The following is a 15,466-nucleotide window of genomic DNA, read 5'->3' on the forward strand; positions in this document are numbered from 1 at the left end:
GGGAGGAATCCGGTTGATTCTTGGAGTAGAGCAACAAATGATACAAGAAGTAGCTCGAAAAATAGCGAAAACTCACTTTGAAGCAAGGGCTGCTGAAGTTGACCGTTTAGGCAAAACACCTTGGGATAACATCAGAATGTTAGCACAGAATGGATTATTTGGTGTAAATGTACCTGAAATGTTTGGCGGTTCTGGAGGGGATATGCTAAGTCATGTTGCGACGATTGAAGAGGTAGCTGCCGCTTGCGCATCTACATCCGTTGCTTTATCTACACAGGCGTTAACGATTGCACCCTTTTTAATTGCAGGGACAAATGAACAAAAAAAGCAATATGTCACTCCGCTTGCTAAAGGTGAAGTACTCGGATCCTTTGGTATTACTGAACCTGGCGCAGGCTCTGATGTAGCAAGTGTTACTACAACTGCTAAAAGATATGGAGACGAGTATATTTTAAATGGACAAAAAGTTTTTATTACGAACGCGGGTGACTCTGAAATTTATGTGTTTGTCACGCGTACATCACAAGATCGAACAAATGGAATTACTTTATTTGTTGTAGAAAAAGATTCACCTGGTTTAAGGTTTGGGAAAAAAGAAGACAAAATGGGTATTAGAGGATCTACGACAAGAGAAGTATTTTTAGAGGATGTAAAGGTTTCGAAACATAACATATTAGGTCATGAAGGTGAAGGATTTAAGATTCTTATGAATGTGTTTAACGAAACTAGACCAGTTGTAGGAGCGCAAGCAGTTGGGATTGCGAAAGGTGCATTTGATTACTCTGTTAATTATGTGAAAGAACGAAAACAATTTGGAAAATCGATTGCTAGTTTTCAAATGGTCCAATCAATGCTAGCAGACATGAAAATGCAAATAGAAGCTGCCAGATTACTTGTTTATAAGGCTGCTAGTATGATCGATCGAAATGAAAATAATATAGCACCTTATTCCTCAATGGCAAAATGTTTCGCGTCAGATGTAGCAATGAAGGTTACTATTGATGCCGTTCAGTTATTAGGAGGATATGGATATATAAAGGATTATCCAGTGGAGAGAATGATGCGCGATGCAAAAATTACCCAAATTTATGAGGGGACAAACCAAATACAGCGAATAATAATCGGCAATCACATTTTAAAGGACTAACGAAAGTGAGGTTGTTATAGTTTTATTCCCCAGTGAACGGTTCGAGAAGATATAGAGTGTCTTAAAGTCCGTAAATTGTACTTCCTAATGATATTTTTTAAATGACAAAAAATTAGGTAGGAGAATAAAGCTAAAATGGAGATTATGGATGGACAATATAATGAAAAATTTCTTGAATTATTAAATTTGAAAAGAAAAAATGAAACATTGATTTGTGACACTCAGTTTGATGATGAATTTCAAATCGAATTTGAAGATGAGGCCTGTCAAGCAGCTAAACAGATAGGATATCCTGTGGTGATGAAAATGTTATCAAAGGATATTCATTTGGATCTAGCTAATGAAATCGTAAAATCCAATATCCAAAATGAAAACGAACTTAGAAAAAATTATAGTGAAATGATGAAAGAAGTAATAGTAAGATTTCCTAAAGTTAGCATTGAGGGCGTACTGATAAAAAAATTATATAGTAGGCAGAGTTTCTTGTCGAAATGAATGGTCACGTCGAGTGAAGTGAAAAGAATAAAGGAGGAGAAAAAATGAGTCAAAAAGTAAATAAACCAAAGGAAAACAAAAAAACAGAGGAACAATATTTTTTAGATCCATTTTTTGAAACATTGTGGGATCAATATGAAAACTCTTTATCAATTTCAAGAAGACGTCGAGAGCAAAGACTAAGAGGGATTGTAGATACATTAGACAAAACAACAAAGTTTAATGAAGAATATCGTGAAACATTAAAAGCTTTTTTAATTGATGTCAGTAATATGAATAATCGTTCTGTCTTGAAACGATTCAAAAACAAGATTGAAAAAACAAATGAATCATCTGATACAGAAACGATCGAACAACCAGTTGATGGAACAAATCGTAAATTAGAAAAAATAATGTTAACTCCATTAAATTCATCATTTGAATTGATTGATAAAGTTGAAAAGAATTTAAAAGAAAATAGTGAATCGTACATTGATTATGTAATTGAAAGAAGTAATGAATGGTCTGTTGTTACAGATAATTATTTAAACAAATTTAGATTAAGTCATCAAAAGATCAATCATCGTATGGAAGATCGTGTTCGTTTGTTATTCACTCAAGTAAATACCATCTATCGCTTTAACAATCAAGCTCATTCTTGATTAGATAAATTGTTTAAGGTTATATAATTTAGTTGAAGAGAGTTTGTCTTATAAATGGAACCCTACTAAACCGTTATGTTAGACAATCAGTCTTCTTTAATTTTAGTTTTCAAGAATGAGAAGACCCAAACCAATGTAGGTTTGGGTCTTTTTTTATGGTTTTTAACAGCAAAAAAGAAGTGAGATTAACGTTTATTGAAGCTAAAAATTTCTTTTCTGAAATTCAGTAATATACCGATTGATAAATTCTTTTGAAATAAGAGAATTACTTTTCGTTTCTTTTTGAATCCAACCGACAGATTTTGAATCTTGAACAAAATCTTCAATTTCAAGAAGGGATAGTTCATGCTTTTCATTATTGGGAAGTCCTATGAATGAAAGGTCATAGCCTGCTGAAATTGCTAAATTATCTTTTAATGCTCTTGATAATGCACTAGTATTATTTGTTTTAAACCATATATCAATTTTACCAATTGATTGATTGAAATGATCTACAAATTCGTTTACATATTCCTCGTTATATAGTACGAATGGATACTTTAACAACTCCTTGGCAGGAACCTTTTTAAATGAAGATAATGGAGAATTCTTGCCAACAAAAACGACAATATGACCTTCCCAAATTTTTGTGAAGATTAGACCTGCATTTTTTTTATCCATATTTTCATTTAATCCAATCAATCCAATATCCACCTTATTCTGATGAAGATCATTTAATATATCTCCCGATCCTTTTTCGGAAATTTGAATTTGAACATTTGGATAATCCTTTTTAAAATTTGAGATTGTATTGATTAAAATTTCCATTCCTATAGGGATTGCTGCGATTCTAAGTTCACCAACAGTGATTCCATTTTGATTGTTGGCTTCTTCTTTAATTTCCTCTAGTGACGAAATGACGTCTAACATTTTTAAAATTATATTTTTCCCTTCTGGTGTTGGTACGGCACCGTTTCTAGATCTTGTAAATAATTTAATACCTAATTCGGTTTCTAAATTAGAAATCGATTGGCTAATCGCAGATTGAGTGACATGTAGATTATTTGAAGCTGTTGTGATTGATTTCGTTTTAGCTACTTCTACTACATATTGTATTTGATCTATATTCATTTTTTGCTCCTTTCCATTAGTTCAGCTAATGGATATATAAAAATGTTTAAATATATCTTAACAAAAAATATTGCTAAAATAAAAATGAAATCATATAAAGGGGATGTTTTGATTGAGATTATTGAATAAAACTGCAATCGTAACAGGTGGAGCTAACGGGATTGGAAAAGCGACTGTTCAAAAGTTTTTAGAACAAGGCGCTAAAGTTGTATTTACAGATATCAACGAAGAAGCAGGTAATAGAACATTAGACGAAATGAAGAAGATTTCAGATTATGTTATTTTCATTAAACATAATGTACAGCTAGAAGCGGATTGGATTAATGTTGTAAATGAAACAAAGAAAAATTTCGGTTCAATTGATATCTTATTCAACAATGCAGGTATTTTTAGTTCAAAACCTGTTACTGAATATGAAACAGAAGAATGGAATCGCTTACTTGGTATAAACGTAACAGGTGTTTTCTTAGGTATGAAGCACACTGTACCATTTATGCGTAAACAAAAAGGCGGATCAATCATTAATACTTCTTCAATTGCCGGATTAAAAGGTACTGCTAATGCAACTTTATATGGTGCAAGTAAAGGGGCTGTACGCATTATGACAAAAGATTTAGCTAAAGAAGTTGCTGCTGATCAAATTCGTGTAAACTCGATTCACCCAGGTGTAATTGAAACAGCTATGGGATCAGATCTAGCATCTAGTGTTAACGCATCTAATGAACAATTAGCAAAAACAATTCCTTTAAAACGATTAGGTACTCCTGAGGAAATCGCAAACTTAGTATTATTCCTTGCATCTGATGAGTCTAGCTTTATTACTGGAACAGAAATGGTCGCTGACGGTGGAATGACAGCTTAAAGTATTTTATTCTACAAATAAAAACTATGTTTAATGGAGGGGATTTATATGTTATTAAAAGATAAAGTTGCAGTTATTACAGGTGGAGCCTCTGGAATCGGAAAAGCTACTGCATTGAAATATGCAAAAGAAGGTGCAAAGGTTGTCGTAGCAGACTTTAACGAAGCTGGAGCAATTGAAACAGTTGAACAAATTAAAGCATTGGGTGGAGAAGCTGTTGCTTTCAAGGTAGATACTACTAATTTTGCAGAAGTAGAGTCTTTAGTAGATTTTACAGTTAAAACCTATGGAACAATCAATGTAATGTTTAATAATGCTGGTATTGGTGCAACGAATCTAATTAATGATTTTGATGAAGAAATTTACCAAAAAGTTATTTCTGTAAATCAACATGGAGTGGCTTATGGGATTGCATGTGCTAGTAAAAAAATGATTGAGCTTGGTGTAAAAGGTGTCATCATTAATAATGGCTCAGTTTATGGTTATTTAGCAAATAAGGGGGCACTAGCTTACAATGCTTCTAAAGGGGCAGTTGTAATGATGACAAAAACATCAGCTCTTGATCTTGCTCCACATGGCATCCGTGTTGTTTGTGTAGCTCCAGGTTTTGTTAGAACACCGATCACTCATGTATTAAAAGAAAAAGGTGTAGAAGATTTATATAAAAATTTCCAAATGAGAAAAGAATTTATTGAACCAGATGATATAGCAGGAATGGTTTGCTTATTAGCTATGGAAGAAGCAAATGTTGTAAATGGTAGTACCGTTATGTTAGATGATGGTCTTACTGGTTTTAAAGCACATGCTGAATATTAACCTTATATATGTACGAGTCATATCGTATATCTACTAATCGATATTAAAAATGCACCCTACCTCAAAAAAAACATTGCACTTCGATTGCACATAAATTGCACAGATTTATTAGAAATAATAGAATTAAAGGATTAACAATGAATAAAATTTCATCGACTGCTTGATTTACTGGACTTAACTGACCTAAAATATTCATAAATACTGAATTATAATCGTACTCTGTAATTGACAGGGTAGGGGTCGCTGGTTGGCTTCCAGTTGGGATCATATGAATGAGAAAGCTCAAACCATTGTGTATCAAGGGTTTGGGCTTTTTATTTTATTTCTGATAACTAGTAGTGTTTGAAAAGATAATTCCAAACTGCACTGCAGATGGAAAATTTAAGGAAGTCTCAAAAGGTGTTTATAAAGGGAAAGTGAAATTACCGATGGATGGCTTATGGGGTAAGACAATTGTATTAAAACAAGAGATATTTGTTCGTAAAGTGAGTGGGGCAACTTTTAAGTAATAAAATAGTTTCATAAAAATATCTATATGTATGTAAAAATGATAAAACCTTTTTCAACTACTATGGAAGTACGATATAAACTTCCATTCACTGTGGTGAATCTGAGGATTCATGTTGGCTAACGCATACGTTATTTGAATATGGACACTGACGCATTGACATCAACTTAAGAAATTGCAATTCCCCATATCGAAAAAATGAGCTGAATTATTATAAATAACTCTGGAAAGATAAAATTTTCATTTTGGGGAAACTTTAAAATATTAGCCTGATGGACATAGGTATCACCACTTGTTCATGGATGAAAGAAAGAGCCATATTAAACTGTACCCTACTCTTTGGGTCGAAAGAGGTGCAATAGATGAATGTAAAGACATATAGGGCGCTAGTGTTTTCTTGGTCTAAGGAGGACAAGGTAGAAATAGTAGAACTCATTTCCGCCGGCTTAGGTATGGCCGGACCTGTTGTATTCGCCACAGTTTTAGGCTATCCCGCCCTTGGTTTTGCTGCAACGATCGGCAGTTTGGCAGTCAGTAGCGTGAAAGTCGGTTCGAGTTTTATAAATCACGGGAAAAAATTGGCATCAGCGCTGATATCAGTAGTGCTCGCTGCGATTGCTGCTGTTCTCTCTTCCGGACATGGCTATCTGACATTTGGAGTCTTGATTCTGCAGGTAAGCCTTGCTGCGTTAATTGGCGGATATAGTCGTGCCTTCGCGGTGACAACAACACGCTTTGTCGTATTCCTTATCATCATCCTCAACATGGTCGACCAGACGGAGTACCGTATGGAACTAATTTTTTCAATCCTAGCTGGGGCGATTTGGACTGTCAGTGTCAGCTTGGTGCTAGGTATATGGGTACACCGTTGTTTTAAATCATCGCTTGATGTAGCTGTGAAAGAGCCAACATCGGGAAAAATCATTCTATGGCGGAATTCTATTGCACACCTATCCGGTTGGCAATTCCCAATCAGGCTCGCATTATGTCTAGGTATAGCTGAGGGATTACGAATACTTTGGCCCGAGCACCACTTCTATTGGATTGCAATTACCGTAGCGATCCTTACTCAGCGGAAAATAGAACTCTTGCCAATCAAAACAACACAACGAGTGCTTGGTACAGTAATCGGAGTGATCGTTGCGAGCTTGCTTCTCGCAACTAGGCTACCGATTTGGGGGTTAGTTATAAGTATCGGGCTATTTGCAGGTGTTCGACCTCTTCTAAAGGTTCGAAATTATCTTGTATACTCTGCTACCATGATTCCGCTCATTATTTTGATCATGGAAGCCGGCAAGCCGTTCCAGTTTATCATTCTGTTCGACCGTATATTTGCAACCCTTATCGGTGCAGTCCTCGTGATTGCAGTGAACTTGATATTCAGTAGAGCTATGGAGAAAAGAGTGTAAAGGTGGTTATCTAGTGAAAGATGCCTTAAGATTTCGGGTATCTTTTCTAGTTGAAAAAAATCCCCCCTAAAATGGAAAAATACGCCATTCTTTCTGTAGAATCATAAGAAAGGAGGGCGTTTTTGTATGGCTATTTCTGTAACTGATAAATTACAACTATTTGCTCAAGATATTCAAAGCTTATCTCTAAATATTTTACGAGTTTTTGCTAGAGATGTTGGTTTAGTACAACGAGTTTTCAAAGTTATTAATTAGATAAATTAAATATGCTCAAGCCTATTCCTTTGGTTGCAGGATTTTTTGTTATTTGATTCAATATTACTAATTTTTTATGTACTCACTTTTCTTACGCTCCATTAAATTAACTATTAACTGCTTTAATGAATACGCTAACCATTTCAAGATACATAGATTCTATAACTGTATAGATTATTTCTATAATTCGTCACATAAAAGAAAAACTATAATAAAGAAAACATTTAAAAGTGGTGAAAGAAATGCAGAAAGTAGTTGGAATTATTGGTGGAATGGGTCCAATGGCGACAGTTGATTTAATGAATAAAATTATTTTTTATACGCCAGCAAAAAAGGATCAAGACCATATCCATATTATCGCTGACAACTATTCTCAAATACCTGATCGAACAACGGCTATATTGGGTAAGGGAATAGATCCAGCCCCATATATTATACAATCAGCAAAACGACTACATAACGCTGGAGCGGATTTTCTAGTTATTGCGTGTAATACAGCGCATTTTTTCTTTGGACCAGTTGAACAATCTGTTAATGTTCCTATTTTGCATATGCCTGCCGAAACGGCCAAGTTTTTACATGAAAACAAATTTAAAAAAGTGGGCTTATTAGCAACGGATGGAACTATTAATACAGAATTGTATCAACACAGCTGCCAAAACTATGATATTGAGGTTATTGAACCAGATGTGGAAATGCAAAAAGATGTGATGAAAGGAATATATGCAATTAAAGGCGGTGATTTAGAAACAGGATTTTCATGCCTTTCAACAGTCGCTAATCAATTGACAAAGGGAGGGGCAGAGGCTATTATAGCAGGTTGTACAGAGGTTCCCCTCGTACTTAAATCATCCAATGATATTTGTGTTATTGATCCAACGGAAATTTTAGCCAAAATGGTGGTTAAAACAGCTACTGGAATAAATAAAGAAATACAATTGGTGTAATGGAAGAAAAGAGAATATGTGAATACTAATACTCTCTTATCTTTTATATGTACAATGTAAATGTTGAATTATAGGTAATAAAAATACTGGTGAACTAAAATAAGGAGCAATTGATATGAATATTGAAAATATTGAAGCCTTCATCTATGTTTGTCAACTGGGGAGTTTCAATAAAGCAGCAGAAGCTCTTTATTTATCTCAACCGTCTGTAACAGCACGTATTCAATCCCTTGAACGTGAAATTGATATAAAACTTTTTCATCGAAATGGGAATAAGATTTCTTTAACTGAAAAAGGAGAATATTTTTTTCCACACGCACAAAAAATTCTCCAATCATTTCAAGAAGCAAAGTATGGATTACATCAAGTTACCATTCCTTATGAACTAGTGATTGGGAGTGCTTTGTCAATTTCAAATAACGTTCTCCCTAAAATTTTACCTGCTTTTAAATCTGAATTTAAGGATGTCAAAATAAAGATTATGACGGGACATTCTAAAGATATTCTACACAAGGTCATTAATAAAGAAGTTGACTTTGGTATTGTACGAACTGAAACACATCCTCAAGTAGAATCAATTCGTCTTTATAATGATCCTATTAGTCTTTTTGTTCCTAGAAATCATGCTTTTTTAAAAGAAAAAGTAACAATTGAACATGTAAGTAAACATCCTCTTATCTTTTTTGATTATGGTTCAATGGATTGGCTTATGATTCATCGGCTATTTTCCAGTAATGATTTAAACCCTAATATTTCCATTGAAGTTGATAATATGGAAACAGCAAAAAAATTAGTAATACAGGGAATGGGCATTAGCTTCTTACCTGAACATTGTGTCAAACAAGAACTAGAAAATGGGGAGTTATTTCGAGTAGAAATGACACCACCTGTGAAAATAAATATTAGTATTGAATTTATTTATTTAAAAGGTAAACCTAAATCTGTTTTTATTGATTTTTTACAAAAAAAAATGTTTGAACAAAAATAAACAGATTTGATACAATGATTCAATTAATTTGCTGTTCTCTTAAATAACAACAAAGATTACAAAAAAAAGTAAATTTTTTTAAATCAAAGTTGAAAAGATGAAAAAGGTATGTTAAATTAAGAACATCAATTTGACCGAAATACATTTTCAGTCAATTAGTCAAAAGGAGCGTAATACGTTGAGTACAAGTAAAAAGAAAGGTATCTTAGAGGCAGCGACAAAATCTTTTGGAACATTTGGTTATAAAGCTACAACAATGAGTCAAATTGCAAAGCAAGCAAATGTTGGAAAAGGAACGATTTACACTTTTTTCAAAAATAAAGAGGAATTATTTGATGAAATTATCGATAATCTAATTTTAGATATGAAAAGTGTAGCGGAAAAAGCCATTTGTGATTCTGATTCTTTTATTACTCAAGTTCATAAAGGAATCGAAACAATTACGGAATTTCAAAAAGAACATGATTTAACGATTAAACTCCTTCAAGAACAACGCGAAATTGGAACAATTGAGGTCCATGACGCAATTAAGAGAATTAACAATGTGATTATTCACTATCTTAAGCGTAAGATTGAAGAAGCGAATAATCGAAATGAAATCGTTCAATGTGATGCAGAAATCACTGCTGTAGTCTTATATAAGTTGTATACAACACTAACGATTGAATGGAGCAGAGATCACGAGCCTCTAGATAAGCAACGTATTACAGAACTATTTAATTTCTATATTTTAAATGGATTGTCAAAATGATAATCCATTTTTAAATAAATAAAATTGACCATTTGAACAATATGGTCAATTGTTCAATTTAAGAAGGAGAGAGAGACGTGTTTTCACAATTTGGAAAAGAATTAAGTCATATTGTACGAAACAAAAAGCTTTTAATTCCAGTGATTGCAGTATTGTTAGTGCCATTATTATATAGTGGAATGTTTTTATGGGCATTTTGGAATCCGTACGGAAGTTTAAAGAAATTACCAGTAGCAGTTGTAAATATAGATGAGGGAACAACAGTTGACGGAAAGTCTTTAAACATAGGAAAAGATTTTGTTAAGAATCTTAAAAAAGATCACAATTTCAAGTGGAAGTTTGTTAGTAATGAAAAGGCTATGAAAGGTTTGAAAAATCAAGAATATTATATGGCAGTTCGTATTCCTGAAAACTTTTCAAAAAACGCTGCTTCTGTTTCTGAAAAAAATCCAAAACATTTAACAATGGAATATATTCCAAATGAAGGATTCAATTTTCTATCAGCACAAATTGGAAATTCTGCATCCGAAAAAGTAAAAGAAAAAATTTCTAATACAATAACTCGAAATTATGTAGAAACGATTTACGATAGTATTGGCGAATTAACTGGTGGCATTGCTCAAGCTAGTGATGGGTCATCAAAATTAGATAAAGGTGTTGGGACTGCTAAGGATGGTTCAGAGAAACTTGCAAATGGACTTAAATTATTAGCAGGTAAATCAGTTGAATTAAAAGAAGGTGTTAGTAAATTAAATGATGGTTCTCAAAAAGAGAAAAATGGTTTAGTAGCATACACAAATGGTGTAGGACAATTATCAAAAGGGATTAACCAACTTCATAATGGTGTAGGACCTCTTTCAAAAGGTGTAAGTGACTTAAATGCTGGAGCGTCTAAGTTAAATACTGGTATGAATTCTCTGTCAAATGGTTTAGATCAATTATATTCAGCAAACGGTCAACTACTTGACGGCTCAAAACAAGTGTTAGGCGGGTTAAATTTATTAAACGGAAATCTTCCTCAATTAAAAGCCGGTACTCAACAATTAGCAGATGGGGCAAATTCATTATCAACTAATTTAACTACATGGCAAAATAAGGCGAATGAAGCGAAAATAGGAGCTAGCCAAGTAGCTGACGGGCTATCTCAATTACAGAAAGAAGTAGCACCATTATTATCTTCATTACCTAAGGAACAACAAGATGCTTATAATGCAAAAATAGAAGCGTTAGTTTCAGGTAGTAAGCAGGTTGCAAGTGGAGTAGGTGATTTATCATCTGCAGCAGGGCAACTAGGCCAAGGTGGTAAGCAAGTAGCAGCAGGAGCAACTACTTTAAATGAAAAAAGTAATGAACTTGAAGCAGGTGTAGGTAAATTAGCTGCTGGTCAAACAAAATTGACAAATGGCTTAACTCAATTTGGAGAAAAACTCGGAGAAGCAAATAACGGTGGAAAACAGCTTGCTACAGGAACTCAAGCTTTAGCAAATGGAACAAATAAACTGTCGGAAAGCTCACCGGTATTACTGTCCGGTATTAATCAACTAAATGATGGAGCAAATAAATTAAGTAGTAATTCACCAAAATTAGTAGATGGTATGAGTCAAATTGCAGGTGGAATAGGTCAAATAAGCGATAATACACCAGCGTTAGAAAATGGTGTGAATCAATTGGCGGATGGATCTAATCAACTGAACAGCGGATTAGGAAAAATTAAGGATGGATCACATGAGTTATCAACAAAATTAGGTGATGCGAAAGAGCAAACAAAAGATGTTGGTGTAAATAATAAACAATTAGATATGTATTCAAATCCAGTTAAATTGAAAAAAGAAAGTATAAATAATGTTCCTAACTATGGAACAGGTTTCACACCATACTTCCTTTCAATGGGATTATATGTAGGTGGTCTATTGATGTCGGTTGTTTACCCAATGAGAGCTGCTGCATCACGTCCTAAAAATGCTTTTGCTTGGTTTACTGGAAAAACAGGTGTTTTAATGGTGGTAGGAATCATCCAATCAGTTATAGCAAGTGTTGCATTAATATGTATATTAGGTCTAGAAGTTAAATCTTTACCTTACTATTTATTAATTAGTCTTGTTTCGAGTTTTGCGTTTTTAGCGTTAATTCAATTTTTAGTAACTGTTTTTGGAGAACCAGGAAGATTTCTTGCTATTATTGCGTTAATTTTACAGCTAACAACAAGTGCTGGTACATTCCCATTAGAACTAGTACCGAAATTCTTACAACACTTTAATGCGATTTTACCAATGACATATACTGTTCAAGCATTTAAGGTAGTTATTTCCACTGGAGACTATAGCTTAATGTGGCATAATGTAATAATCTTATTAGGCTTTATTGTCTTATTTAGTGTATTATCTTTAGCATACTTTGCGGTAGCTTTCAAAAAGCAATACGGAAGTGGAATGGATCAACATACTGTAGAAGCGTAATAAATCAAACGACATGTAGCATTTGCTATGTGTCGTTTTTTACGTAGTTGAGGTAAACATTGTTCTATGGCAAGCATGTTTACGATTGCTGGATAAGAAACGTTTTTTCTTCAAGTGGTAAATAATTCTTTAAGTCAATATATCTTGGAATAAAATAGTGAATCCTGAATGAATTATAATTTGTTTATCGTATATATAAATTAAACAATCAGTTTCCTATTACACCTATCACCCTACCTCGTGAACAAAACTTTTCGATTGCACATAAATTGCACAGACATATTGGAAACTATAGAATTAATAGATTTATGATGAATAAATTTCATCGACCGCTTGATTTACTGGACTCTATTGACCTAAAATATTCATAAATAATGAATTATACTCGTACTTTGTAATTGACAGGGTAGGGGTCGCTTCAAGTCCAGTTGGGATCATACCTAAACCTCTTGTATATCAAGAGGTTTTTTGTTTTATAACAGTACTTGATTTATAGGGAAACAGTTATATGGGGCAGAATTGGGGCAGAAAGACTTTATTTTATTAAAATTCGTAAAATTTCTTATGTAACTCCCATGAAAATTAAATTCGCCATAAAATCAAAAAAGGACATACAAAATAAACTCAGAAAAATCTCTTTTAAAAAAAGGCTGAGCCTGTTAGGTGATTTTATTCAGTTGGAAAATCGGAAATCAAAATCTTCCTTTCGTAGTTAATAAAAATGAGGCTAGCGCGACAACCAAAAAAGGATTAATCTCCCATGAGTGCTACCCATATAGGGCGCGACAGTCGGTGGTACACCGTGGTCGTCGGAGTCAGACTAAATGATGGGCTCTAAGGCACCATAGTGCAAAGACCTTCCTCGCCAGCCATTAAACATTGTAGACACGGTGAACAATTTTCATTCGCTGTGGTGCAGCGCTTGCGCTGCATGAGTGGCTAAATGGCAGTTTTGTTCCGAAAGAAATTAATGGGAATTATGGCATTTTTTAAGTGTATCGAGGTTTCAAATGCAAGAAACAGGGGTGTGTAGTAGAATAGAAAATACTGGAGGGGGATTGATGAAAGAATATATTTATGTGGAAAACGAAAAAAAATCGAAATTGAAATTTGGAATTTTAAAAAAAGACATTGTATTTACCATATCACTCTTGTTAGCAATCGTTAGCTGTTTATTCCATCCACCTAAACTGGATTATATAAATTTTAAAGTATTAATCAGTTTATTTAATCTTATGCTCGTAGTTAAGGCTCTGGAAGATCTTAAACTATTGGATAAGTTCGCCATTGCTATACTGAGTAAATGTCATAATAGTAAAAGTGTTTCAGCAATCCTAATTTTATTATGCCTTTTTAGTTCCATGCTTGTAACAAATGATGTGGCATTAATAACATTTGTACCATTAACACTTATAATTAGTAAGATAATACAAGCTTCTATGTTAGATACTATTATACTAGAGACAATTGCGGCTAACATTGGAAGCAGCCTAACTCCAATGGGAAATCCACAAAATCTTTTCATATTTACTTACTACGGAATAAGGCCTATACAATTTTTCACAACAATTTTTCTATTAGTGGTTCTGGGAATTGTTCTGTTATTCTTTTTTAATCAAAGATTGAAAAGTAAAACATTGGAAATGGAACTTCCATATATTCTTATAAAAAATAAAAAAAAGGCAACAGTATGGGGAATACTATTTGGCATCATATCTGCATCCATACTAGGGGTTTTAAACTACAAACTTGCGTTTATCATCGCATTTGGAACCGCGTGTATACTTGATATCAAATTATTGAAGAAAATTGATTATTTATTGCTTATTACTTTTATCTGTTTTTTTATATTTATAGGAAACATATCCGAATTAAAGGTAGTACACACATTTGCCAGCGAAAATCTCAAAAGTCCCACATCAATCTTCTTCAGTTCCATATTTTTAAGCCAACTGATAAGTAATGTACCAGCTGCGATCTTTTTATCAAAATTCTCCGTGAATTGGCAGCCTTTATTAGTAGGTGTAAATTTAGGTGGACTTGGTACGATTGTTGCTTCTCTCGCAAGTGTAATTTCATTTAAACTTTTTATTAAGAGAGAGCCACTAAAAAGTAAAATGTACCTTATAAGATTTAGCTTTTATAACTTTTCGATTTTAGCTCTTTTAACTCTTGTTTATTATTTTACAATGAAATATCAAAATTTCTTTTAATACAAAGTAATAGGTTTAAATAGCTTTGGATCTTATCAATATAAAAGAACCTTTAACTCAGATGCACCGGTTTATAATAGCGTTACACAGCCAAATCTCAATCTTAACGTAGACTCTGGTGTATATGAATATAACCCAGATCAACCAACGATAACACTTACAGGTTCTGTTTACGATCCAGATATAGAAAAAATGAAAGCTGGCAGTATGAATGTGTCTCAAGCCAATAATAAATTTGTCTATACGTTGCCTGGTAGAGGCGGGCGCAAAAGTCAAAGTGACAGATGAAACAGGGAAAGAATAACCAAACACACTTGGAAGCAATAGGTGGATGTTTCCTTTTTCGTTATCATCTAATCTGCCACTAACAGATAAACCATTTACACTGGAAGTAGATATGCCGGGGCATTTCACTGTAAAGAAAACCTTTACGATTGGATTGAAAGAAGATGGTGTAATTAAACCATACTCGAAAGCACTCTACTATGACTATGCACCTGCAGGAGATGTGAACAAATATATTGTAATTGATATTCAAGATGCGCTTTTCATTCAGGCCAATTGGAAAACAAACAATTGTGATGCCGACATCAATTTTGATCGTGTCGTAGATAAGCAAGATATGCAGTATGTGGTGAATAATTACTTAATGCAAAACCCATGGTTGCTAGACAAGGCTCCAAAACCAAACACAAAAGCCCATTTTTGAACTTGCTTCTTAGACTAAAGCAAGAGTGAGTAAGCCACCTTATAGAACAATTATGACTATAGTTAATTTACTAAATGAATTGTGATATTTGAATATATCGTTTTAATAAAAAAAGCTCAATCGAGTTGAAGTTCTTGTTCAACTACCATGGGAGTACGA

The 15,466-nt window shown here is 33.6% G+C and carries 15 protein-coding genes; 14 read left to right on the forward strand and 1 reads right to left on the reverse strand.

Annotation, left to right across the window (positions count from 1 at the left end; translation table 11 throughout):
• Positions 1-7: 7 nt before the first annotated feature.
• The 3 genes from ACFWM3_RS08665 (at position 8) to ACFWM3_RS08675 (ending at position 2,283) form a co-directional block, all read left to right on the forward strand.
• The gene (locus ACFWM3_RS08665) at positions 8-1,147 is read left to right on the forward strand and encodes an acyl-CoA dehydrogenase family protein (protein ID WP_390311089.1); all 1,140 of its coding nucleotides are present in this window, start codon (positions 8-10) and stop codon (positions 1,145-1,147) included.
• 135 nt (positions 1,148-1,282) lie between these two features.
• Positions 1,283-1,642 (forward strand): acetate--CoA ligase family protein, encoded by a 360-nt coding sequence (locus ACFWM3_RS08670; RefSeq protein WP_390311064.1) that lies wholly within the window; start codon positions 1,283-1,285, stop codon positions 1,640-1,642.
• Between the two features lie 44 nt (positions 1,643-1,686).
• The gene (locus ACFWM3_RS08675; protein WP_390311065.1) at positions 1,687-2,283 is read left to right on the forward strand and encodes a hypothetical protein; all 597 of its coding nucleotides are present in this window, start codon (positions 1,687-1,689) and stop codon (positions 2,281-2,283) included.
• A 201-nt stretch (positions 2,284-2,484) separates the two neighbouring features.
• Here the strand turns inward: ACFWM3_RS08675 and ACFWM3_RS08680 are convergent, their stop codons facing one another.
• Positions 2,485-3,393 carry a LysR family transcriptional regulator gene (locus tag ACFWM3_RS08680; RefSeq protein WP_390311066.1) on the reverse strand — a complete coding sequence of 303 codons (909 nt, stop codon included), beginning with the start codon at positions 3,391-3,393 and terminating at the stop codon, positions 2,485-2,487.
• Between the two features lie 112 nt (positions 3,394-3,505).
• Between ACFWM3_RS08680 and ACFWM3_RS08685 the strand changes: the two genes are divergently transcribed.
• The 11 genes from ACFWM3_RS08685 (at position 3,506) to ACFWM3_RS08735 (ending at position 15,307) form a co-directional block, all read left to right on the forward strand.
• Positions 3,506-4,255 carry an SDR family NAD(P)-dependent oxidoreductase gene (locus ACFWM3_RS08685; protein WP_390311067.1) on the forward strand — a complete coding sequence of 250 codons (750 nt, stop codon included), beginning with the start codon at positions 3,506-3,508 and terminating at the stop codon, positions 4,253-4,255.
• 48 nt (positions 4,256-4,303) lie between these two features.
• Positions 4,304-5,071 (forward strand): SDR family NAD(P)-dependent oxidoreductase, encoded by a 768-nt coding sequence (locus ACFWM3_RS08690; RefSeq protein ID WP_390311068.1) that lies wholly within the window; start codon positions 4,304-4,306, stop codon positions 5,069-5,071.
• A 338-nt stretch (positions 5,072-5,409) separates the two neighbouring features.
• Entirely contained in the window at positions 5,410-5,580 is a 171-nt protein-coding gene (locus tag ACFWM3_RS08695; RefSeq protein WP_156339706.1) for a hypothetical protein, read from the forward strand.
• Between the two features lie 361 nt (positions 5,581-5,941).
• On the forward strand, positions 5,942-6,988 hold the full coding sequence (locus ACFWM3_RS08700; protein ID WP_390311069.1) for an FUSC family protein: 1,047 nt from the start codon (positions 5,942-5,944) through the stop codon (positions 6,986-6,988).
• Positions 6,989-7,114: 126 nt separating this feature from the next.
• On the forward strand, positions 7,115-7,243 hold the full coding sequence (locus ACFWM3_RS08705; RefSeq protein ID WP_286131746.1) for a hypothetical protein: 129 nt from the start codon (positions 7,115-7,117) through the stop codon (positions 7,241-7,243).
• A 242-nt stretch (positions 7,244-7,485) separates the two neighbouring features.
• On the forward strand, positions 7,486-8,190 hold the full coding sequence (cuyB, locus tag ACFWM3_RS08710) for a cysteate racemase (protein WP_390311070.1): 705 nt from the start codon (positions 7,486-7,488) through the stop codon (positions 8,188-8,190).
• A gap of 115 nt (positions 8,191-8,305) precedes the next feature.
• Complete coding sequence (locus tag ACFWM3_RS08715; protein ID WP_390311071.1) at positions 8,306-9,178, forward strand: LysR family transcriptional regulator; 873 nt, start codon at positions 8,306-8,308, stop codon at positions 9,176-9,178.
• 178 nt (positions 9,179-9,356) lie between these two features.
• Positions 9,357-9,929, forward strand: a complete 573-nt coding sequence (locus ACFWM3_RS08720) for a TetR/AcrR family transcriptional regulator (RefSeq protein ID WP_390311072.1) — start codon at positions 9,357-9,359, stop codon at positions 9,927-9,929.
• A 77-nt stretch (positions 9,930-10,006) separates the two neighbouring features.
• Positions 10,007-12,385 carry a YhgE/Pip family protein gene (locus ACFWM3_RS08725; protein ID WP_390311073.1) on the forward strand — a complete coding sequence of 793 codons (2,379 nt, stop codon included), beginning with the start codon at positions 10,007-10,009 and terminating at the stop codon, positions 12,383-12,385.
• A 1,061-nt stretch (positions 12,386-13,446) separates the two neighbouring features.
• Complete coding sequence (locus ACFWM3_RS08730; protein WP_390311090.1) at positions 13,447-14,598, forward strand: SLC13 family permease; 1,152 nt, start codon at positions 13,447-13,449, stop codon at positions 14,596-14,598.
• Positions 14,599-14,995: 397 nt separating this feature from the next.
• Positions 14,996-15,307: a hypothetical protein gene (locus tag ACFWM3_RS08735; RefSeq protein ID WP_390311074.1), complete on the forward strand. Its 312-nt coding sequence runs from the start codon at positions 14,996-14,998 to the stop codon at positions 15,305-15,307.
• Positions 15,308-15,466 lie beyond the last annotated feature (159 nt).

The organism is Gottfriedia sp. NPDC058432, from assembly GCF_042721555.1.
Classification (GTDB): Bacteria; Bacillota; Bacilli; order Bacillales; family Bacillaceae_G; genus Gottfriedia.